The sequence below is a fragment of the Amycolatopsis sp. NPDC051106 genome (genome assembly GCF_040682775.1).
In the GTDB taxonomy this organism is placed as follows: domain Bacteria; phylum Actinomycetota; class Actinomycetes; order Mycobacteriales; family Pseudonocardiaceae; genus Amycolatopsis.
Genome location: NZ_JBFBBQ010000030.1, coordinates 64,056 through 83,162 on the forward strand (window position 1 = coordinate 64,056; position 19,107 = coordinate 83,162).

General features: G+C 70.6%; 21 protein-coding genes. 8 read left to right on the forward strand and 13 right to left on the reverse strand.

Going from position 1 to position 19,107, the window contains the following annotated elements; all coding sequences use genetic code 11:
- Positions 1-63: 63 nt before the first annotated feature.
- From AB0M83_RS22885 to AB0M83_RS22900, 4 genes are all read right to left on the reverse strand, one after another.
- Positions 64-1,806 carry a hypothetical protein gene (locus tag AB0M83_RS22885; protein ID WP_364520088.1) on the reverse strand — a complete coding sequence of 581 codons (1,743 nt, stop codon included), beginning with the start codon at positions 1,804-1,806 and terminating at the stop codon, positions 64-66.
- A 181-nt stretch (positions 1,807-1,987) separates the two neighbouring features.
- Positions 1,988-3,112 carry a bifunctional RNase H/acid phosphatase gene (locus AB0M83_RS22890; protein WP_364520090.1) on the reverse strand — a complete coding sequence of 375 codons (1,125 nt, stop codon included), beginning with the start codon at positions 3,110-3,112 and terminating at the stop codon, positions 1,988-1,990.
- Positions 3,109-3,846: a C4-type zinc ribbon domain-containing protein gene (locus AB0M83_RS22895; RefSeq protein WP_364520092.1), complete on the reverse strand. Its 738-nt coding sequence runs from the start codon at positions 3,844-3,846 to the stop codon at positions 3,109-3,111. The genes AB0M83_RS22890 and AB0M83_RS22895 overlap by 4 nt, the downstream gene beginning before the upstream one ends.
- 9 nt (positions 3,847-3,855) lie before the next feature.
- Complete coding sequence (locus AB0M83_RS22900; protein ID WP_364520094.1) at positions 3,856-4,677, reverse strand: Nif3-like dinuclear metal center hexameric protein; 822 nt, start codon at positions 4,675-4,677, stop codon at positions 3,856-3,858.
- A gap of 31 nt (positions 4,678-4,708) precedes the next feature.
- Here AB0M83_RS22900 and AB0M83_RS22905 point away from each other — a divergent pair, with 31 nt between their 5' ends.
- Positions 4,709-5,266, forward strand: a complete 558-nt coding sequence (locus AB0M83_RS22905) for a chorismate mutase (RefSeq protein WP_364520096.1) — start codon at positions 4,709-4,711, stop codon at positions 5,264-5,266.
- On the opposite strand, the gene AB0M83_RS22910 is transcribed toward AB0M83_RS22905, so the two are convergent.
- On the reverse strand, positions 5,243-5,374 hold the full coding sequence (locus AB0M83_RS22910; RefSeq protein WP_364520098.1) for a hypothetical protein: 132 nt from the start codon (positions 5,372-5,374) through the stop codon (positions 5,243-5,245). The genes AB0M83_RS22905 and AB0M83_RS22910 overlap by 24 nt on opposite strands.
- Before the next feature lie 124 nt (positions 5,375-5,498).
- On the opposite strand from AB0M83_RS22910, the gene AB0M83_RS22915 reads away from it, so the two are divergent.
- The 3 genes from AB0M83_RS22915 to AB0M83_RS22925 are packed head-to-tail and all read left to right on the forward strand — an operon-like array spanning position 5,499 to position 7,524.
- Positions 5,499-5,960, forward strand: coding sequence for a low molecular weight protein-tyrosine-phosphatase (locus AB0M83_RS22915; protein ID WP_364520100.1), 462 nt, complete (start codon positions 5,499-5,501; stop codon positions 5,958-5,960).
- 60 nt (positions 5,961-6,020) lie between these two features.
- The gene (locus AB0M83_RS22920) at positions 6,021-6,857 is read left to right on the forward strand and encodes an SURF1 family cytochrome oxidase biogenesis protein (protein ID WP_364520102.1); all 837 of its coding nucleotides are present in this window, start codon (positions 6,021-6,023) and stop codon (positions 6,855-6,857) included.
- A gap of 49 nt (positions 6,858-6,906) precedes the next feature.
- Positions 6,907-7,524, forward strand: a complete 618-nt coding sequence (locus AB0M83_RS22925) for an FMN-binding negative transcriptional regulator (protein ID WP_364520104.1) — start codon at positions 6,907-6,909, stop codon at positions 7,522-7,524.
- Positions 7,525-7,653: 129 nt separating this feature from the next.
- Here the strand turns inward: AB0M83_RS22925 and AB0M83_RS22930 are convergent, their stop codons facing one another.
- Together AB0M83_RS22930 and AB0M83_RS22935 are read right to left on the reverse strand one after the other, a co-directional pair.
- Complete coding sequence (locus AB0M83_RS22930) at positions 7,654-8,544, reverse strand: cobalamin biosynthesis protein (protein ID WP_364520106.1); 891 nt, start codon at positions 8,542-8,544, stop codon at positions 7,654-7,656.
- A 90-nt stretch (positions 8,545-8,634) separates the two neighbouring features.
- Positions 8,635-9,318: an FCD domain-containing protein gene (locus AB0M83_RS22935; RefSeq protein WP_364520108.1), complete on the reverse strand. Its 684-nt coding sequence runs from the start codon at positions 9,316-9,318 to the stop codon at positions 8,635-8,637.
- 102 nt (positions 9,319-9,420) lie between these two features.
- Here AB0M83_RS22935 and AB0M83_RS22940 point away from each other — a divergent pair, with 102 nt between their 5' ends.
- The 4 genes from AB0M83_RS22940 to AB0M83_RS22955 all read left to right on the forward strand — a co-directional run bounded on the left by AB0M83_RS22940 (position 9,421) and on the right by AB0M83_RS22955 (position 12,213).
- Positions 9,421-9,915, forward strand: a complete 495-nt coding sequence (locus AB0M83_RS22940) for a gluconokinase (protein ID WP_364520110.1) — start codon at positions 9,421-9,423, stop codon at positions 9,913-9,915.
- Positions 9,912-11,279: a gluconate:H+ symporter gene (locus AB0M83_RS22945; protein WP_364520112.1), complete on the forward strand. Its 1,368-nt coding sequence runs from the start codon at positions 9,912-9,914 to the stop codon at positions 11,277-11,279. The genes AB0M83_RS22940 and AB0M83_RS22945 overlap by 4 nt, the downstream gene beginning before the upstream one ends.
- 83 nt (positions 11,280-11,362) lie before the next feature.
- On the forward strand, positions 11,363-11,704 hold the full coding sequence (locus tag AB0M83_RS22950) for a metalloregulator ArsR/SmtB family transcription factor (protein WP_364520114.1): 342 nt from the start codon (positions 11,363-11,365) through the stop codon (positions 11,702-11,704).
- Positions 11,701-12,213, forward strand: a complete 513-nt coding sequence (locus AB0M83_RS22955; RefSeq protein ID WP_364520116.1) for an SRPBCC domain-containing protein — start codon at positions 11,701-11,703, stop codon at positions 12,211-12,213. The genes AB0M83_RS22950 and AB0M83_RS22955 overlap by 4 nt, the downstream gene beginning before the upstream one ends.
- Positions 12,214-12,262: 49 nt before the next feature.
- On the opposite strand, the gene AB0M83_RS22960 is transcribed toward AB0M83_RS22955, so the two are convergent.
- The 6 genes from AB0M83_RS22960 to AB0M83_RS22985 are packed head-to-tail and all read right to left on the reverse strand — an operon-like array spanning position 12,263 to position 19,022.
- Positions 12,263-13,231, reverse strand: a complete 969-nt coding sequence (locus AB0M83_RS22960) for a BadF/BadG/BcrA/BcrD ATPase family protein (protein WP_364520118.1) — start codon at positions 13,229-13,231, stop codon at positions 12,263-12,265.
- Positions 13,228-14,493: a 6-phospho-beta-glucosidase gene (locus tag AB0M83_RS22965; protein ID WP_364520120.1), complete on the reverse strand. Its 1,266-nt coding sequence runs from the start codon at positions 14,491-14,493 to the stop codon at positions 13,228-13,230. Before AB0M83_RS22965 ends, AB0M83_RS22960 begins: the two co-directional genes overlap by 4 nt.
- The gene (locus AB0M83_RS22970) at positions 14,490-15,380 is read right to left on the reverse strand and encodes a carbohydrate ABC transporter permease (RefSeq protein WP_364520122.1); all 891 of its coding nucleotides are present in this window, start codon (positions 15,378-15,380) and stop codon (positions 14,490-14,492) included. The genes AB0M83_RS22965 and AB0M83_RS22970 overlap by 4 nt, the downstream gene beginning before the upstream one ends.
- A complete protein-coding gene (locus tag AB0M83_RS22975; RefSeq protein WP_364520124.1) occupies positions 15,377-16,402 on the reverse strand; it encodes a sugar ABC transporter permease in 1,026 nt (341 codons plus the stop codon). The genes AB0M83_RS22970 and AB0M83_RS22975 overlap by 4 nt, the downstream gene beginning before the upstream one ends.
- Positions 16,399-17,757: an extracellular solute-binding protein gene (locus AB0M83_RS22980; RefSeq protein ID WP_364520126.1), complete on the reverse strand. Its 1,359-nt coding sequence runs from the start codon at positions 17,755-17,757 to the stop codon at positions 16,399-16,401. Before AB0M83_RS22980 ends, AB0M83_RS22975 begins: the two co-directional genes overlap by 4 nt.
- A 23-nt stretch (positions 17,758-17,780) precedes the next feature.
- Entirely contained in the window at positions 17,781-19,022 is a 1,242-nt protein-coding gene (locus AB0M83_RS22985; RefSeq protein ID WP_364520148.1) for an ROK family transcriptional regulator, read from the reverse strand.
- Positions 19,023-19,107: the final 85 nt, after the last annotated feature.

Here is a 19,107-nt window from a genome sequence, read left to right on the forward strand (position 1 = left end):
GGAACTCGCGAGTTCCGGCTCCCATCACGCGGGTTACGGGTCGAATCACGCGAGTTGCGGGACTCAGCCCGGCATCGTGATCGTCTGGCCCGGCTTCATCGTCGCGCCGCAGTCGTCCAGCGGGCCGCCGAAGCGGTCCGCCGCCACCGCCGGGATCGTCTTCGCCGCGTAGTCCTGCGCCGCCTTCAGCTTCGCCGGGTCCGTCACCGCGTCGCGCCGGACCCAGTCGCCGTTGCGCAAGCCCTCGATCGGGGAGCTGTAGATCAGCACGTAGTCGCGGTCCAGCCGCGGGTCCAGCGCGATGCCGTTGCCGGCCGCCCACGGGCCCCACGAGTGGATGAACGTCGGCTTCACCGTGTCGAACACGTAGTCGCGCAGGCCGGCCAGGTCGTTGTCGTGGACCAGGTCGGCGATCGGCTTGTTGACCAGGCCCGCCATGTCGACCAGCTCGAGCCGGCTCGTCATGGACGAACCGCCGAGGTCCGGCAGCAGCAGGGACGCCTTCTGGATGCCCAGGATGTCCGCGTAGGTGTTGAACCCGCGGCCGAAGCGGTCGGCCACCAGGCACGCCGTGATGTTCGGGTTCTTCGCGAACTTGTCCGCGGCCTGCGCGAACCCGATCGCCGACGGGACGAACGCCCCCACCAGCACCACGACGATCCCGATCCGCAGCAGGGCCCGGCGGTGCTTGAGCAGCTCGCCCGCCGACAACGTGCCCGCGATGATCGCCAGCGGCCAGATCGGGCTGGCGAACCGGTGCTGGTACATCCAGTCGGCCACCATCACGCCGTACGCGACGATCCCCAGCGCCAGCGGCACCAGCAGCGCGATCAGCGGACGCCGCCACGGCGCCTTGACCAGCGCGAACGCGATCACCAAGGCCAGCAGGACCACGCCCGCCCAGCCCGCGTAGCCGGCCAGCTCGAACGGCCGCTTCACGGCGTCGAAACCGGGCAGGCCCTGCTGCTTGGCCACCGACGGGTTGGCCAGCAGCCGCCCGAACTCCGAGTACCGCCAGACGACGTACGCGCCGAACGGCACGGCGAACGCCGCCACCGACAGCAGCGCCAGGCGGAAGCTCTTCCAGAACAGGCCGCCGCGCAGCAGGAACAGCGCCGCGAGCGGGTACGCGCCCGCGTAGATGAGCCCTTCCGGCCGGGTCAGCGCGGCGAACGCGACCAGGACGCCCGCCCACAGCGCGACCTTCGGCGTCAGCAGCTTGTCGCGCTTGACCGAGACGAACAGCGTCACCGCCAGCGTGACGACCGCGAACGCGAACAGCGAGTTCTCCAGGCCGGACACGACCCAGATGACGAACGACGGGACCGTGGCCAGGGTCAGGCCCGCGACCAGCGTGACCAGCCAGGCGAAGCGCGTGAAGACCTGCTTCGCGGCGATGTAGCACGCGGTCAGGATGCCGCCGGTGAACAGCAGGCCCAGCAGCTTCGGGAACAGCACGTAGTCGGGCAGGCCGAACAGCAGGCCGTGGTCGAAGAGGCCGACGAGCTTGCCGACGCCGAGCAGCACCATCCACGTCGGGTCGGAGAAGCCCTCGACCGGCGGGGCGCCCGGCTGCAGCACCGGGCCGAGGCCGTCGGCGAAGCTGCGGGCGTAGGAGAAGGTGATGGCGGCGTCGTCGACGATCCAGTGGCCGTACCGCGTGGCGTGGGCGGCCACCGCCGCGACGCCGGCGAGCACGGCCAGCACCGGCGCCAGCCGCGCGCCCCAGCCCCGCGTGGTCGTCGCGGGTGCCGGGTCCTCGGGGACGTCGCTCGGGGAGGTCTCGGTGAGTGCGCTAGCCGTCATGTCCTCGTCACTGTTCCGCCCGCAGGCTTCTGCCGGTGGGATGCGCGCGAGCCGGCGCCCCATGAAGTGGACCCAGCGGATCCGCCACCGCGGCGACGCGGTCGGGACACTGTAGCCAATACCCCATGCGGGGTCCGCCACGCGTCGGCATTGAGCGTGATCCACCCCACATTGCCGCCGGTCAGGCCAGGTGCGAGGTGTCGTTGACCAACCGGACCGAAGCGTTGCCGTCGGGGTAGAACTCGACGATCGACAGCGAAGCCAGGTCCAGGTGCAGCCGGAACAGCAGCTGCGGGCCCGCGTCGAGGCCCATCCGGAGCAGCGTCTTGATCGGCGTCACGTGGCTGACCAGCACCAACGTCCGGCCACCGTGCTCGGCGATGAGCTCGTCGCGAGCCTTGCGGACGCGCCGGTGCACGACGTCGAAGCTCTCCCCGCCGGGCGGCGGGACCGAGCTGTCGCCCAGCCACGAACCGTGCAGTTCGGGGTCGCGCTCGGCCGCTTCGGCGAACGTCAGGCCCTCCCAGTCACCGAAGTCGGTCTCGATGAGGCCGGGGTGGGTCTCGACGCGGCCGCCGAGCGCGTCGGCGACGGCCTGCGCGGTCTGCTTGGTGCGGGTGAGCGGCGAGGAGATGATCGGGACGGATTCGCCGTCGACGACCAGGCCCTCGGTCGCGGCCAGCCGCTTGGCCGCCGCCGCGGCCTGCGATCGGCCCAGTTCGGTCAGCGGGACGTCACCGCGGCCGGAGTAGCGGCGCAGCGCCGACATCTCCGTCTGGCCGTGGCGCAGCAGGAGCAGCCGGGTCGGGGTGCCTTTCGCGCCGGTCCAGGCCACGGCCGCGCGGTCCGGCCTGCGGGTCGGCAGCTTCGGCGCGGGCTTGCCGGCGGCGGGCTTTCCTGTGGCCGCATCCATGGCCTCGTTCGCGAGCCGGTCGGCGTGCGAGTTCTCCGCGCGCGGGATCCACTGGTACTTGACGCGGGAGAAGCCGGCGGCCAGCTCCTTGGCCCGCTCGGCGAGCGGCTGCATGTCCGGGTGCTTGATCTTCCAGCGGCCGGACATCTGCTCCACGACGAGCTTCGAGTCCATCCGGACGTCCACAGTGGACGCTCCGAGCTCGGCCGCGGCGGTGAGCCCGGCGATCAGGCCGTTGTACTCGGCGACGTTGTTCGTGACGACGCCGAGGCTTTCCTTGCGCTCGGCCAAGACCTCGTCGGTGGCGGCGTCCTTGACGACCGCGCCGTAGCCGGCCGGGCCCGGGTTGCCCCGGGAGCCCCCGTCCGCCTCGACGACCACGTGCGACGTCACAGACCCGACTCCATGGTCCGGACCAGGATCGCCCCGCAGTTCTCGCACTGGATGACGTCGTTCTCCGGCGCGGCCTTGATCTCGGCGATCGTGTTGCGGTCCATCTCCAGCTGGCACGCGCCGCACCGGCGGGACCGCAGCAGCGCGGCGCCGATGCCCTTGTGCTCGCGGACGCGCTCGTACAGCTTGAGCAGCGGCTCCGGGAAGCGCGGCAGCAGCTTCGCGCGGTCTTCGTCGCGGCGCGCGCGGGTGGTGTCGAGGTCCTTGAACACCTCGTCGCGGCGGGCGATCGCGGCGGCGACCTCGGCCTCGGCCTTGTCGACCTCGGCGCCGGTGCGCTGCGCGTCCAGGCCGAGGGCCTCGCGCTGCTCCATCAGCTCCAGCAGGTCGTCCTCCAGCGCGCTCTGCCGGCGCTGCAGGGTCTGCAGCTCGTGCTCGATGTCGGTCATCTGCTTCGAGTTGACCGACCCGGACGCGAGGAGCTTGCGGTCGCGGTCCTCGCGGGCGCGCACCGACTCGATCTCCTTCTCCTGCCGGGCGATCTCCCGGTCGAGGTCGGACGAAGCGGTCTCCACGGACACGAGCGCGTCGCGGCGCTCGCGGGCGGTCTTCTCCCCCGCGTCGATCTCGGCCAGTTCGGGCAGGGTGCGACGGCGGTGCGCGGTGCGCGAGAGCTCGGCGTCCACCTTGGCGAGCTCGAGCAACTGGCGCTGCACGGCGGGTTCGGCCTTCACGGTGCTCCTCTAAATCGATGTGCGCTCGGCGCGGACGTTCCACGGGTCGGTGCACCGCGTGGAGACGCAGATGTCGACGTTACCCGCAAACGCCTGCGCCACGACCGCCGAGGCTTGCCCGCACCACGGCCATTCGCTGGCCCAGTGGGTCAGGCCGACCAGCGCGGGCACGGTGCCCGGGTGCGCGAGGTGCTCGCCGGCGGGGTGATGCCGCAGGTCGGCGGTGACGAAGGCGTCGACGCCGGCCGCGGTGGCCTGCATCAGGTAGGAGTCCCCGGCTCCGCCGGACACGGCGACGGTGCGGATCGGGCGGTCGGTGTCCCCCGCGCCGAGCACGCCGGGCACGGTCGCCGGCAGGGCGTCGGCGACGCGCTGGACGAACGTTCCGAACGGCTCGGCTTCGGGCAGCTCGCCGAGGCGACCGATGCCGGTGACGCCGTCCTCGTTGGGCGCCAGCGGGCCGGTGACGCGCAGCCCGATCGCCGCCGCGAGGGCGTCGGAGACGCCGGGGTCGGCGGAGTCGGCGTTGGTGTGCGCGCAGTAGAGGGCGGTGCCGGTGCGGATCATCCGGTGCACCAGCGAGCCCTTGGCGGTGTCGGCGGGGACGCCGTGCACGCCGCGCAGCAGCAGCGGGTGGTGCGCGACGATCAGCTGCGCGCCGAGGTCGGCGGCCTCGTCGACGGTCTCCTCGACCGGGTCGACGCAGAACAGCACGCTCGTGACTTGCTCGGCGGGGTCGCCGCAGACGAGGCCGACGGCGTCCCACGACTCGGCGAGCGCGGGCGGGTAGGCCTGCTCCAGGACGGTGATGATTTCGGAAAGCGCGGGCACCCGGGGATCTTCGCATGTACGGTCGCGGGCCATGCGAGTACTGGCGGTGCTCTTCGCGGTGGTGTCCGGCCTTTTCCTGGCTTCGATCCCGGCCTCGGCTTCGAGCTCGTCGCTGTGGCAGCTGACGGATCTGGCGGCCCGGCGCGTCGCGATCGCGGACCAGGTGGCGGCGGCGAAGTACGGCACGCCGTCCCCGATCGACGACCCGGTGCGCGAGCAGCAGATCTACGACTCGGTGGCGGCGCGGGCGCCGGAGCTGGGCCTCGACCCGGCGGACGCGGTGCGGTTCTTCCGCGCCCAGATCGAGGCGAACAAGCTGGTCCAGCGCGGGTTGTACGCGCGCTGGGACGCGCACCCGTCGCAGGCGCCGGCGACGAAGCCGGACCTCGGCGAGATCCGCCCGGTGATCGACCGGCTGAACACGGGCCTGCTGACCGAGCTGAGCTCCTCGCTCAGTGTGCGGAAAGCCCGCTCGTGCCCGACGCGCCAACGGGTGGCGGCGGGCCTGGCGGACGTCGTGCACCGCTTCGACGTCCTGCACGCGCGGGCCTTGGGTCAGGCCACGTCAGCGACGTGCATCACTCGTTAGGGGGCGCTCCGGCGGCGGGTCCACCGCCGCCGCCGCGAGCGCCGGGTTGAGCGTCAGTTGCAGTTGCCGCAGCAGCCGCAGCCCTGTCCGGTGCACTTCGAGCAGCACCCGTGCATGATCGCTCTCCTTCCGGTTCGCGTCCTCGCGGAAACGACGCTAAGTGGCCGCGCGGGGCAGCGGGTACCGCCGAGTGAGCGGGTGACCGGGTGAACCGGCCGGTTACGCTCGGGACGTGTCGCACCTCGTCTTCGTCTGCTCCGGCAACATCTGCCGCTCCCCGATGGCCGAACTCGTCTTCCGCGCGCGGCTCGAGGACGCGGGCCTCGGCGACGCCGTCCGCGTCTCCAGCGCCGGCACCGGTCCCTGGCACGCCGGGGAACCCGCGGACAAGCGGGCCCGCGCGACGCTCAAGGCGCACGGCTACCCCACCGCGCACGTCGCCTCCGAGGTTTCGGACGAAGACCTCGATGCCGACCTGCTGCTCGCCGCCGACGAGGGGCACGCGGAGTTCCTGCGCGCCCGCGTCGGCGATCCCGCGAAGGTGCGGCTGCTGCGGTCGTTCGACCCGTCGGCCCCCGAGGGCGCCGAGGTCCCGGACCCCTACTACGGCGGTGACGACGGCTTCGAAGACGTCCTCGGCATGATCGAACGCTCGGTGCCCGGTTTGCTGGATTGGGTGCGTTCGCGCGGGTAGAAGTCACAGCCGGTGGAGGTCGGCGGGCGGCCGGGGCGGGGCACGGCCTACCGTGGTGGGGTGCGGTTGCGGTTCCTGCTCAAGCCCGGGTGGCTGGCGCTGACGGTGGTGGTGTTCACCTTCGCCATCTGCTGCTTCACGCTGCTTTCACCGTGGCAGTTCAGCCGCAACACCGAACGCGAGCAGCAGAACTCCGCGCTGGAGGCGTCGTTCACCGCACCGCCCCTGCCGCTGGCGCAGCTGCTGCCGCCGGCGAGCGAGCCCGACCAGCACACCGAGTGGCACCTCGTCTCGATCACCGGCCAGTACCTCGCGGACAAGGAGGTCGTCGCGCGGCTGCGGACGGTCCAGGGTGAGGGCGCCTTCGAGGTGCTGACGCCGATGCGGACCACCGACGGCACGGTCGTCCTGATCGACCGCGGGTACGTCCGGCTCGACAGCAAGTCCGGCGTGCTGCCGTACGCGCCGCCGCCGGCCGGGACGGTTTCCGTGACGGCCCGGGCGCGCGTGGACGAGACCGACCCGAAGAACCGGGACGCCTTCGCCGACGCGTCGACCGGCGGGCAGCTGCAGAGCTACGTGGTCGACTCGCGGGTGGTCGCGCGGGCCGGGAAGCTCGACATCCGGCCGGGGTACTTCCAGCTCGACACCGGCCAGCCCGGCGTGCTGGGCGCGCTGCCGCTGCCGCAGACCGACTCGGGACCGTTCCTGTCCTACGCGCTGCAATGGATCGCGTTCGGCGCGATGGCGCTGCTGGGCTGGCTGTACTTCACCGTGCGTGAGCTGAAGCCGGGCGGTGCGCTGGTCACTTCGTCGGAGCCTTCTTCGACTCGCCGGAAGTCCGTCGCGGAAATCCTTGCCGAGGACGAACTCGCCGAAAGTGGCCATCAGAAATAGCTCGTTATTGGCCCTTCTTCCGGGCCACTTGTTGCCTGAGACTCGAGTCATGCTGATCCACCCGTGGGACGCCGCCGACGACGCCGAGTGGCGCGAGTGGCTCTCCGACCACGACTTCGGCCAGCTGATCGCCGGCGGCGCGGGCCGCGACCTGCCGGTGGTGACCCCGGCGCACTTCGCGTTCGACGGCGACCGCACGGTGGTGACCCACCTGGCCCGGCCGAACCCGATCTGGCCGTTGCTGGAGGAGCACCCGCGAGCGCTGCTGACGGTGGTCGACGACTACACGTACATCCGCGCGGACTGGAACACGGCGGCGGACCCGGCGTTCGGGGTACCGACGTCGTACTACGCGACGGTGCAGCTCGAGGGTGATGTGCGGTTAGTCGACGACCCGGCTTTGAAGGCGGCGTTGCTGGAGAAGCAGTTGCGCCACTTCGAGACGGATGGTGCGCGGGCGGCGGTGAGTGCTTCGCCGGACTCGCCGGACCGGCGGCTGCTGCCGGGGATCCGCGGGATCGAGTTCACGATCACGGGGGTCCGGGCGAAGTTCAAGTTCGGGGGGAACAAGATGGCGGAGGATCGGGCGCGGATCGGGGCTCGGTTGGCGGACCGCGGTGGACGGTTGGACGCGGAAGCCTTGGCGCAGCTGCGCCGCCGCAGTTGACGGGGAACCGACGGCCCCGCCCGTCCCTGGGGGGCGTCCCCTGTCCAGTCTATCGGCGGCAGGCGGCAAACCCGCCGAAAAGCCCGCCTGGTGGCGAAGTTGTCCACATCCGCCGACCCCTGTGGACAGTCAGCGGGACCGGCGCCGGAACCCCGCCACCACAGCCAGAACCACCGACGTCACCGCGGCCAGCCACCCCACGACCCGGGACAGTTCCACCGCCCGCGTCACGTGCCCGGCGTCCGGATTCCGCCCCACTCCGAGCACCGGCAGCTCCGCCACCCCGTGCGGGTACACCGTCCGCCCGCCGACGCGGACCTCCAGCGCCCCCGCGAACGCCGCCTCCACGCGGCCCGCGTTCGGGCTCGGGTGGGCGATCGTGTCGCGGCGCCAGGCCCGCCACGCCCCTCCCGCCGAGCCGCCGACCACCGGGGCCGCCAGCACCGTCAGGCCCGCCGCCACGCGGGTCGGGACCAGGTGGACCAGCTCGTCGAGCCGGTCGATCGCCCAATGTCCTTGGCGCCCTGCGCGCGCCCGGCGGAGCAAGCTCACCGCACGGGCGCCGAGCAGGCCTGGGACCCCCGCCACCGCGCCCCAGACCAGGGGCGCCACCACCGCGTCGGACGTGTTCTCCGCCAGGGTCTCCACCGAGGCCCGCGACAGCCCCACCAGCTCCAGGCCGTCGGCCACCCGCGGGTCCAGTTCGGACAGCGTCGCGCGCGCCGGGTCGAAGCGGGATTCCTCGAGGTCGCGGGCCAGCTCCGTGCCCTGCACGGCCAGGCCGGCCGCGCCGAGCACCGCCCACGTCGTCACCGCCGTCGCCGATGCCTGCACCAGCGGGCGGCCGCGGCCGGCGCGCTCGAGCAGCAGACCGGCGGCCACCGCGGCCCCGGCGACCGCGGCACCCCGGCCGGGCGCGAGACGCCGGAACGCCGTCACCGAGGGCCGGCGGCGCGGGTCGCCGAGGGCGCCGTCGGCCGCCACGCCCAACACCAGTCCGATCGCGCGCGCCGCGCTCACCCGTGCCCCCCGGCAGAAGAAAGTCCAGTTCCCGAGCAGGCTACTCGCCCCCGGAACCCACCCCGCCGCATCCCCGGACGAGCCGAAGCCCTACTCGACCAGCGCCGCGATCTCCTCGCGCGCCTGGACGACGATGTCACGCATCGCCCGCTCCGCCCGGTCCGCGTCCCCGGCCGCGACCGCCGCGGCCACCTCCAGGTGCAGCGCCACGGCCTCGGGCTGCGGCTCCGGCGGCATCAGCCCGTGCCCGGTCCGCCCGGTGAGCACCTCCGCGACGACCTCGGACAGCTGCGCGAACATCGGGTTCCCGGATGCGCCGAGCAGCAGGTCGTGGAAGGCGATGTCGAACTCGAGGAACGTCGTGAGGTCGCGGGCCCGGGCCGTCCGCGCCAGCCGCTCCCCCAGCGCGCCGAGCCGGCCGCGCTCCTCCGGCGTCGCGCGCAGGGCCGCGTACCGGGCCGCGCACGGCTCGATCGCCGAGCGCAGCTCGTTCAGCGTCGCGAGCGCCGCCGGGCGCGCGGGGCCGTCGAGCTGCCAGCGGATCAGCCGCGGGTCGTAGTGGTTCCACTCCGCCGGCTCCCGGACCGTCACCCCGACCCGGCGCTTGCTGCTGGTCAGCCGCATCGTCTCGAGCACGCGGACGACTTCGCGCGCCACCGTCCGCGAAGCGCCGAAGCGTTCTTGGAGCTCTTCGGAGCGCAGAACGGTGCCGGGTGTCAGCGCTCCGTTCGCGATCGACGCGCCGAGGGCGTCCAATACCTGCTCATGCCTCACCCGGCCAACCTAACCACCTGATTCGATTAAGTAGTACTTCATCTTGAATAAGTAGTACTTTTGAGTTTGACTCACCTGGGCACAACGAAGTGGGAGGTGCGGATGACCGTCATCGTGGTGATGGGGGTGTCAGGCTCCGGCAAGACGACGATCGGCACGGCGCTCGCGCGGGCGCTGGACGTCGAGTACGCCGAAGCGGACACGTTCCATCCGCAGGCCAACATCGACAAGATGACCGCGGGGCACCCGCTGAACGACGAGGACCGCGCCCCCTGGCTCGAAGCCATCGCCGGCTGGATCCGCGAGCACCAGGCGTCCGGCGGCGTCGTGACGTCGTCCGCGCTCAAGCGCCGGTACCGCGACGTACTGCGGACCGGCGGGAACGTCTGGTTCGCGCACCTGCACGGCGACCGCGAGATCCTCGCCGAACGCATGCAGTCCCGCTCAGGTCACTTCATGCCGGTGTCGCTGCTGGACTCCCAGCTCGCCGACCTGGAACCCCTCGAGCCGGACGAGCCCGGCGCGATCTTCGACATCCGCGACACGCCCGCGGAAATCACCGAAGCCGCACTGACCGCCTTCCGGGAGCACGCATGACCACCGTTCTCGCGGCCGCCTGGACCGGCCACGACACCCGTCTCATCGCCGCGACCCTCGTCGCGATCGCCGTCATCGTCGTGCTGATCACGAAGGTGAAGCTGCACCCGTTCCTGTCGCTCGTGCTCGGTTCGCTCGTGCTCGGCCTGACCGCCGGGATGCCGGTCGACAAGCTGCTGAAGAGCTTCAGCGGGGGTGTCGGCAGCACGGTCGCGTCCGTCGGCATCCTCATCGCCCTCGGCGCGATGCTGGGCAAGCTGCTGGCCGACTCCGGTGGCGCCGACCAGATCGTCGACACCGTGCTCGGCAAGGCCCGCGGTGCCGCGCTGCCGTGGGCGATGGCGCTGGTCGCGGCGCTGATCGGGCTGCCGATGTTCTTCGAAATCGGGCTCGTCATGCTCATCCCGGTCGTGCTGCTGGCGGCCAAGCGCACGGGAAAGCCGTTGATGCTGCTGGGGATTCCGGCCGTCGCCGGGCTTTCGGTGCTGCACGGCCTGGTCCCGCCGCACCCCGGCCCGCTCGCCGCGGCGGGCGCGCTGAACGCGAACGTCGGGATCACGCTGGCGTTCGGGCTGCTCGTCGGCATCCCGACGCTGGTCATCGCGGGCCCGCTGTTCGGCAAGGTGGCCGCCCGGCTGGTGCCGGACGCGCAGCCGCCCGAGCGCCTGATCCCGGAGCGCGCGGACCCGGACAAGCCGCGGCCGAGCTTCGCCGCGACGCTCACGACGGTCCTGCTGCCGGTCGTGCTCATGCTGGCGAAAGCGCTCTCGGACATCTTGCTGGCCAAGGAAAGCGAGGCGCGCAAGATCCTGGACTTCGTCGGCGACCCGCTGATCGCGCTGCTCGTGGCGGTGCTGGTGGGCATGGTCCTGCTCGGCCGGCCGGCGGGTCTCGACCGCTCGCGGCTGTCCACTGTGGTCGGTGACTCGCTGGGCCCGATCGCGGGGATCATCCTGATCGTCGGCGCGGGCGGCGGGTTCAAGCAGACCCTGGTCGACGCCGGCGTCGGCGACGTCATCACCGGCCTGGCCAAGGACGCGAACCTCTCCCCGTTGCTGCTGGGCTGGCTGGTGGCGGTGGCGATCCGCCTGGCGACGGGCTCCGCCACGGTCGCGACGGTCTCGGCGGCGGGCATCGTGGCACCGCTGGCCGCGGACATGGACCCGTCGCACAGTGCACTGCTGGTGCTCGCGATCGGCGCCGGTTCGCTCTTCTTCTCGCACGTCAACGACGCCGGGTTCTGGCTGGTCAAGGAGTACTTCGGACTGTCGGTCGGCCAGACGCTGAAGAGCTGGTCGGTGATGGAGACGCTGATTTCGGTGGTGGCGATCGCCCTGATCCTCCCCCTCTCCCTGGTCGTCTGAGGCGCGCACTTTCGTGAAAGTGACCCGGAGGCTGCCTCCGGGTCACTTTCACGTGAAAGTGCTGACCGTTGACATGTGACCTTTTGGTCACCTATGTTGAGTGGGTGCAAGACGACCTGGTGTTCAAGGCGCTGGCGGATCCGACCCGCCGGTTCCTGCTCGACCTGCTCTTCGAGCGCGACGGCCGCACGCTCACCGAGCTGGAGACCCAGGTCGACATGACCCGCTTCGGCGTCATGAAGCACCTGAAGCTCCTGGAAGAGGCCGGGCTCGTCGTCGCACGGAAGGAAGGCCGCGAGAAGCGGCACTTCCTGAACCCCGTGCCCATCCGGCAGATCCACGACCGGTGGATCGACAAGTACACCGAACGCCACGTCACCGCCCTGCTCGACCTCAAGAACGAACTGGAAGGCGAAGAACCATGACGACCACCGTGCAGGTCCACCGCGTCTACATCAAGGCCACCCCGGAACGCATCTGGGAAGCCATCACCAAGCCCGAGTGGACGCGGAAGTACGGCTACACCGGCCTCGCCGACTTCGACCTCAAGGTCGGCGGCAAGCACCGCACCCGCCCGACGCAGGAGTTCATCGACGCCGGGTTCACCGGTGACCTCGTCGACGGCGAGGTCCTGGAAGTCGATCCGCCGCGCAAGCTCGTCATCACCTGGAAGCTGCTCATGGGGCCCGAGGAGATGTCCGCCGAGCCGTACACGACGCTCACCTACGACATCGAGGCGACGAAGACCGCCGGCACCAGACTCACCGTCACCCACGACGTCACCGGCGCGCCGCTCACCGGCGAAATGGTCAGCGGCGTGCACGAGGACGTCAACGCCGGCCCGGGCGAGAACGCGGGCGGCGGCTGGGACTGGATCCTCTCCGACCTCAAGTCCCTGCTGGAGACGGGCGAAATCCTGGTCCCCGCGCCGTGACTCGGGTCTGGTGGCCTGCCTCGCGCCGCTTCGAGGCAGGCCACCAGGTCTATGCGCGCTGGGTCGCTGCCTTCAGCGACGCCTTCGCGGCGTCCGACGCGCCCAGCGTGTCCAGTCCGAACAAAGCCGCGCCCACCACGGGGTTCACGTCGACGACGCGGACCACCGCGCGCGGCGCGACCTTGAGGCACCGGCGTTCGATCTCCGCGATCACCGGCGCGCCGATCCCGGTCAGCACCCCGCCGCCGAGGACGATCTCCGGCGCTTCCTCCGTCAGCTCCAGGTTCCGCAGGATCACCGCCGCGAACACGCTGACCTCTTCGACGAACCGGGTGACGATGTCCGACGCGACCTCGTCGCCGGCCGCCGCGACCTCGAACAGCAGCGGGCAGAGCCCGTGGATCGAGGCGGCGGGAATTTCTTCGAAGTGCAGCCCCTGCACGACGTCCAGCAGCGTCGGCTTGCCGAAGTAGGCGGCCACCGCCGGCATCAACGCGGTCCGCGGGCCGCGACCGTCCTCGGCGCGCACGGCCCACCACAGGGCTTCCTCGCCGAGGCGGTAGCCACCGCCCCAGTCGCCGGAGATCTTGCCCAGTGCGGGAAAGCGGTGGACGCGGCCGTCCGGGCCGACGCCGGCGCCGTTGATCCCGGCGCCGCACACCACGGCGACGCCCACCCCCGCGCTGCCCGCCCGAAGCAGCGCGAGGGTGTCGTTGCCGACGGTCAGGGTGTCACTCCACCCGCGCGCCGCCAGTGCCGCGTGCAGCGCCTCTTCCTCGCGCGGGAAGTCCAGCCCGGCGAGGTACGCGGAAGTGTGGACCGCGAGCGGCCGTTCGCCGAACCCCGGAAACGCTTCCAGGACCAGGCCTTCCAGAGCCGTGACGCAGGCGGCGACGCCGATGTTCTGCGGCGACGCACCAGGGCCACGCGACTTCCCCAGCACGACGCCGTCTTCCGAGACCACCAGGACCTCGGTCTTGCTGTTGCCGCCGTCGATCGCGATGATGGCAGGCTTCATCCGCGCGCCCAGGGCAGGTACTCGCGGTTGATCTGCACCAGCGAATCGGCGAGGGTGTCGGCCTTGGTGTACTGGCCGACCAGCGGGTGCGCCAGCAGGGCATCGGCCACGCGGTCCCGGCCACCCTTGACCGCAGCTTCCAGCGCCAGGAACTCGTACGCGGTCGTCGCCGCGATGAGCCCGGAGAACTGCGGTTCGACCGGCGGCTGCGCGATCGGCACAGCGCCCGAGAAGTCCACAGTGGATCGCGACTCGATGACGGCGTCGTCCGGCAGGAACGGGAAGGTGCCGTCGTTGCGGACGTTCACGACGTGCTCCTCGGCCGGGCCACCCGCGGTCAGCGCGTGCACCAGCTGCACAGCGGCTTCCGAGTAGTACGCGCCGCCGCGCTTTTCGAGGGACTCCGGCTTCGTGTTCTGTTCCGGGTCGAGGTAGATCTTCAGGAGCTCTTCCTCGACGTCGGACACGACGTCCGCGCGCGGCCGCTCGGTGCGTTGCTTGGTGACCTGCTCGTCGTGCGCGTAGAAGTACTTCAGGTAGTACGACGGCACGACGTTCATGCGCCGCAGCCACTTCTCCGGCACGCTGACCTCGTTGGACAGGTAGTCCAGGTGCTGCTCCAGCAGCTCGGGCAGCCGGTCGACGCCGTCGACGAGCGCGCCGCGCTCCCAGCTCAGGTGGTTCAGTCCGGTGTGGACGAGCTTGACGTCGTCCGCGCCGACGCCCAGCAGCTTTCCGAACTGGCGCTGCAGGTTGATGGCGACGTTGCACAGCCCGACCGCGCGGTGGCCCTCGTTGAGCAGGGCGCGGGTCACGATGCCGACCGGGTTGGTGAAGTTCACGATCCACGTGTCGTCCCCGGCGATCTTGCGGACGCGCTCGGCGATGTCGAGCACCACCGGCACCGTGCGCAGCGCCTTCGCGAGCCCACCGGCGCCGGTCGTCTCCTGCCCGACGCAGCCGCAGGCGTGCGGGAACGTCTCGTCGGAGCGCCGTGCCCGCTGCCCGCCGACGCGCAGCTGGATCAACACGGCCGAAGCGCCGTCCACGCCCTCCTCCAGGGACTGCGTGGTCCGCACCTGCGCGGGGTGCCCGGCGTGCGAGAGCAGCCGCCGGCTGAACCCGCCGACGGCCTCGACGCGGTAGGCGTCCGGGTCGACCAGCACAATCTCGCCGACGTCCAAAGTGGACCGGCGACCGGCGATCCCGTCGATCAGCTCCGGCGTGTAGGTGGACCCGCCACCGACGACTGCCAGCTTCATCCCTTGACTCCCGTGAATGTGATGCCCTTGACGAACGACTTCTGCGCGAACACGAACAGCACGATGACCGGCGCCATGATCAGCGCGGTCGCCGCCATCGTCATGTTCCACTCGACGTGGTGCATGCCGCGGAAGGACGCGATCGCCAGCGACAACGGCCAGTGGTCCTGGTTCTCGCCGGTGTAGAGCAGCGGCCCGAAGTAGTCGTTCCAGGTGAACAGGAAGCAGAACATCGCGGTGGCCGCGATCCCCGGCTTGGCCATCGGGATCAGCACCCGGACCATCGCCTGGAACTCGTTGCAGCCGTCGATCTTCGCCGCCTCGAGGTAGTCCTTCGGAATGGTGAGGAAGAACTGCCGGAGCAGGAAGATCGAGAACGCGTCGAAGAAGAAGTACGGCACGATCAGCGGAACCAGCGTTCCGGTGAGGCCCATCCGGACCCACAGGTCGTACAGCGGCACGATGGTGACCTGCGGCGGCAGCAGCATCGCCGCCACGGTCAGCATGAAGAACAGGTTCTGCCCGCGCCACCGCAGCTTCGCCAGCGCGTACGCCGCCGGGATCGCCGAAAGCAGCGCGCCCGCCGTCGCCAGGGCCGAATACAGCAGGCTGTTGCCGAAGTACTCCAGCAGCGGCGCCTTCTTGAACACCGTCACGAAGTTCTCGAAGTGCCATTCGGACGGCCACAGGCTCGCCGTCATGGCCTGGTCGCTCTTCATCACCGCGGTGAGGAACACGAACAGCAGCGGCAGCATGAAGATCACGCCGAGCGCGATCCCGATCGCGTGCGTCGCGATGTAGGACAGCCGCTTGTCCCAGTTGCGCTTGAACCGCACCCTCGGCGGCACGCCCGCCGGTTTCTGCGGCGCTTCGGCCAGCGCGGTCATGCCCCCTCCTCCTGGTGCTGGGACTTCCTCAGCTGCCGCACGAGAATCCACGTGAAGGCCGCGCTGACGATGAACAGCAGCACGGCCATCGCGGCCGCGTAGCCCATGTTGAAGTAGCGGAAACCCTGCACGTACAGCCAGATCGGGTACGTCAGCGTCGAGTTCTGGGGTGCCCCGATGAGTTTCGAGTTGCCGGCGACGTCGGCCGTGCCCGCCGAGGCGGACGCCGCGACGATCGCCTGCGTGAAGAACTGCAACGCGTAGATGATCGAGTTGACCACGCCGAACAGCAGCACCGGCGAGATCGACGGCAGCGTGACGTGCCAGAACCGGCGGACCGGGCCGGCACCGTCGAGCTCGGCGGCTTCGTACTGCTCGGTCGGGACGTCGAGCAACGCGGCCAGGATGATGATCATCAGCTCGCCGGAGCCCCACAGCGCGAGCAGCGTCAGCGCGGGCTTCGACATCGCCGGACTGTTGAACCAGAGCCCGCCGTCGATGCCAATGAGCCGCAGGAACCGGTTCACCGGACCGAATTCGGGGTTGAACACGAAGACGAACGCCAGCGTCGCCGCCGCGGGCGGGGCCAGCGTCGGCAGGTAGCAGAGCGTCCGGACCAGGCCGACGCCCGACTTGAGCCGAGAGATCACCGACGCGATGCCGAGCGAGAACAGCACCCGGCACGTCGTGAGGATGACCACCAGCCACAGCGTGTTGTACGCCGCGGTGGCGACGAGCGGCTCGGTGGTGAACATCCGGACGTAGTTGTCGAACCCGATGAACTGCGGCGGGTTGATCAGATCGTACTTGGTGAAGGAGTAGTAGACCGTGGCGATCAGCGGGTAGCCGAAGAAGACCAGGAACCCGATGAGCGCCGGGGCCATGAAGAAGAAGACGGTCCGGCGGCGCTTGGCCCGGCGGGCCCCCGCCCGCGCCTTGGCAGGCGCGGACGGGGAAGCCTTTTCCGCGAGCGTGCGGGGCGAGGCACTCTTCACCGCCGAGACCCCGTCAGACAGAGTCATCCGCCCGCGCCCTTTTGCTTCAGTTCGTCGTTGATCTGCGCATCCACCTTCTTCAGGCCTTCGGTCAGATCGGGGATCGAGCCGGCCTGCCACTTCTCGGCGAAGTCGTTGACCGCCTTGAGGTGCGCGTCACCGATCGGCGTGGTCTGGTTCGACACGAGCTTGCCGCTGTCGTACATGTCGAGGAACGTCTTGAACTGCGGCTGCAGGTCGAGGCGCGGCGACGTCAGCGAGGCCTTCGTGCTGGGCACGTTCTTCAGGCCGTTGGCCATGTCCACCAGGGTGTCGGTGTCCAGGGTGACCTGCTTGATCAGCTCCCACGCGGCACCGGGGTTCTTGGCGCCCTTGGGGATGGCGATGATCGTGCCGGTGGTGAAGGCACTGCCGTACTTGTCCGCCATGGTGGTGAGCACCGGGGCGGGCGCGGTGGCGTAGTTCAGGGTCGGCGCCTGGTCCTTGATGAACGCGGTGCGGAACTCACCGTCGTAGATCATCGCCAGCTTGCCCTTCTGGAAGCCGTTGTCGGCGGAGTACTCGTCACCGAGACCGGCCTTGAACTTCTCGACCTTGTCGTGGCCACCGAGTGCGTCGATCAGCTTCTGCTGGAACTCGAACATCGCCTTCCAGCCGGGGTTGGTGGCGAGGTCCGACTTGCCGTCCGGGCCGAGGAACGGCGCACCGAAGTTGGGCGCCCAGTACTGGGCCTGGTTGGCGTAGAACGGCATCGACGGCAGGAAGCCGGCGACCTTGATCGAGCCGTCCGCGTTGTACTCGGTCAGCTTCTTGGCGTCCTCGAGCAACTCGTCCGTGGTCTTCGGCGGCGAGGTGACGCCCTTCGCCGCGAACATGTCCTTGTTGTAGTAGAAGCCGTAAACGTCGGCGAGCATCGGCATCGCGCACCGCTTGCCCTGGTACTCGGTGTAGTTGCGGACCGCTTCGGGGATCTGGTTGAGGTCGATCTTGTCGCGGTCGATGTAGGGCTTCAGGTCCTGGAAGCTGCCGTTGGAGCACCAGGCGCCGAGGTTGTCGGTGTAGAAGGAGATCGCGACGTCGGGCGGGTTGCCGCCGCGGATCGACTGGGTGAGCTTGTCGTCGTCCTGGTTGCCCTCGTGCTTGATTTCGATGTTCGGGAACTTCGCCTTGAGCTTGTTCAGGCCCGCGGTGACCACGCCGTACTCGCGGTCGGTGAACTTGGAGTACACGGTGATCGTGAGCTTGTCGTCCTTGCCGGGCGCGGCGGCCACGTCACCACCGCTCGGGGCGGCGGCGCCGGAGCACGCGCTCGTCAGCAGGACGGACGCCGCGGCGACGGCCACTAACAGGGCGCCTCGGCGGGTCCGGGTGGTAGGGGGCATGGCCCTCCTCCTCATCGGTTGGGCTACTCGGTTGGGGACGGGGCGGAACGGGTGTTCGGGAGGGCCTCCGGGGTCTTGCCGAGTGGCTCTCCGACCGCGGGCCTGCGCGACCCGAGGAGTGTGGGGGTGACGACGCCGAAGACGTCCTCACGGGCGGTGGCCAGCGCGGACTGCAGCGCGCCGGCGCGGACGGCGTTGCCCTGCACCGAAGCGCAGCCGACGGGCGTGCGCGGCAGGACCAGTTCGTGCAGCTTTTCCTGCACCAGCGCGGCGAAGTCCTCGCCGCCGGCGCGGCTGGTGTCGCCGCAGAGGAGCACGAGCTGCGGGTCGGCGACCGCGACGAGGTTGGCGATGCCGCCGGCGACGCGCCTCGCGAGATCGTCGAGGAAGGGGTGGCTCGTGCCGGCCTGGGTGACGGCGTCCCAGGCGGTTTCGGCGGTGATGCCGTGCGCGGCGGCGAGGCGGCAGACGGCGGGCGAGTCGACCAGGTTGCCGAACCGGGCGCCGGCCTCGGGCCAGACGTCGCCGGTGTCGACGGTGGCCGGGTCGGGCACGCGCATCCAATCGATTTCGCCGCCCCCGCCGGTGGCGCCGCGCAGCAGCCGGCGGCCGATCACGACCGCGCCGCCGACGCCTTCGGACAGCCACACCATGACGAAGTCGTCGACGTCCTGAGCCTGCCCGACGCTCATTTCTTCGACGGCGACGAGGTTGACGTCGTTCTCGATGAGGACGTCGACGCCGAGGTCGTCGCTGAGTTTCTGCGGGACGTCGAAGCCGAGCCAGCCGGGGATGTGCGGGGCGGAGGAGAGCAGGCCGGTCCGCGGGTCGAACGCCCCCTGCGCGCCGATCACGACGTGGGCGAGCTGGTCCCGGGTGATCCCGGCTTCCCCGGCGACGTGGCTGAGGGCCTCGCCGAAGGTCCCGACGACGTCGGCGCCCGCGTGGACGGGCAGCGGGGTCCGGTACTCGGCGAGCACGATCCCGGCGACGTCGGCGACGACGAAGTCGGCGACGTGCGGCGTGAGGTCCACGGCGGCGACGAAGGCGAGGGCGCCGTTGGCCGCCCAGAGCTGGGCGCGGGGACCCCGTCCGCCGCCGCGCACCCCGGCCTTGACGACGAGGGTGTCCTGCTCGAGCCGGGTGATGAGCTGCGCGGTGGCGGGCTTGGACAGCCCGATGGCGAGCTCGAGCTCGGCGCGCGTGAGCGGGCCCTCCCGCAGGAGGACCTCGATGGCGGCGCGATCGTTGATCTCGCGCAGCATCCGCGGGCTACCGGCTCGCACTCGTCGTCTCCCGACTTAATTAGGATACTTTACAGACGGTTTCGCAGGACTGTAGTGAGCCGAA

Bases quoted from the DNA above. Each gene is read 5' to 3' on its own strand.
- AB0M83_RS22885 (WP_364520088.1), bottom strand. From the start codon at position 1,806: ATGACGGCTAGCGCACTCACCGAGACCTCCCCGAGCGACGTCCCCGAG.
- AB0M83_RS22905 (WP_364520096.1), top strand. From the start codon at position 4,709: ATGCGAGTACTGGCGGTGCTCTTCGCGGTGGTGTCCGGCCTTTTCCTG.
- AB0M83_RS22925 (WP_364520104.1), top strand. From the start codon at position 6,907: ATGCTGATCCACCCGTGGGACGCCGCCGACGACGCCGAGTGGCGCGAG.
- AB0M83_RS22940 (WP_364520110.1), top strand. From the start codon at position 9,421: ATGACCGTCATCGTGGTGATGGGGGTGTCAGGCTCCGGCAAGACGACG.
- AB0M83_RS22945 (WP_364520112.1), top strand. From the start codon at position 9,912: ATGACCACCGTTCTCGCGGCCGCCTGGACCGGCCACGACACCCGTCTC.
- AB0M83_RS22955 (WP_364520116.1), top strand. From the start codon at position 11,701: ATGACGACCACCGTGCAGGTCCACCGCGTCTACATCAAGGCCACCCCG.
- AB0M83_RS22960 (WP_364520118.1), bottom strand. From the start codon at position 13,231: ATGAAGCCTGCCATCATCGCGATCGACGGCGGCAACAGCAAGACCGAG.
- AB0M83_RS22965 (WP_364520120.1), bottom strand. From the start codon at position 14,493: ATGAAGCTGGCAGTCGTCGGTGGCGGGTCCACCTACACGCCGGAGCTG.
- AB0M83_RS22970 (WP_364520122.1), bottom strand. From the start codon at position 15,380: ATGACCGCGCTGGCCGAAGCGCCGCAGAAACCGGCGGGCGTGCCGCCG.
- AB0M83_RS22975 (WP_364520124.1), bottom strand. From the start codon at position 16,402: ATGACTCTGTCTGACGGGGTCTCGGCGGTGAAGAGTGCCTCGCCCCGC.
- AB0M83_RS22980 (WP_364520126.1), bottom strand. From the start codon at position 17,757: ATGCCCCCTACCACCCGGACCCGCCGAGGCGCCCTGTTAGTGGCCGTC.
- AB0M83_RS22985 (WP_364520148.1), bottom strand. From the start codon at position 19,022: ATGCTGCGCGAGATCAACGATCGCGCCGCCATCGAGGTCCTCCTGCGG.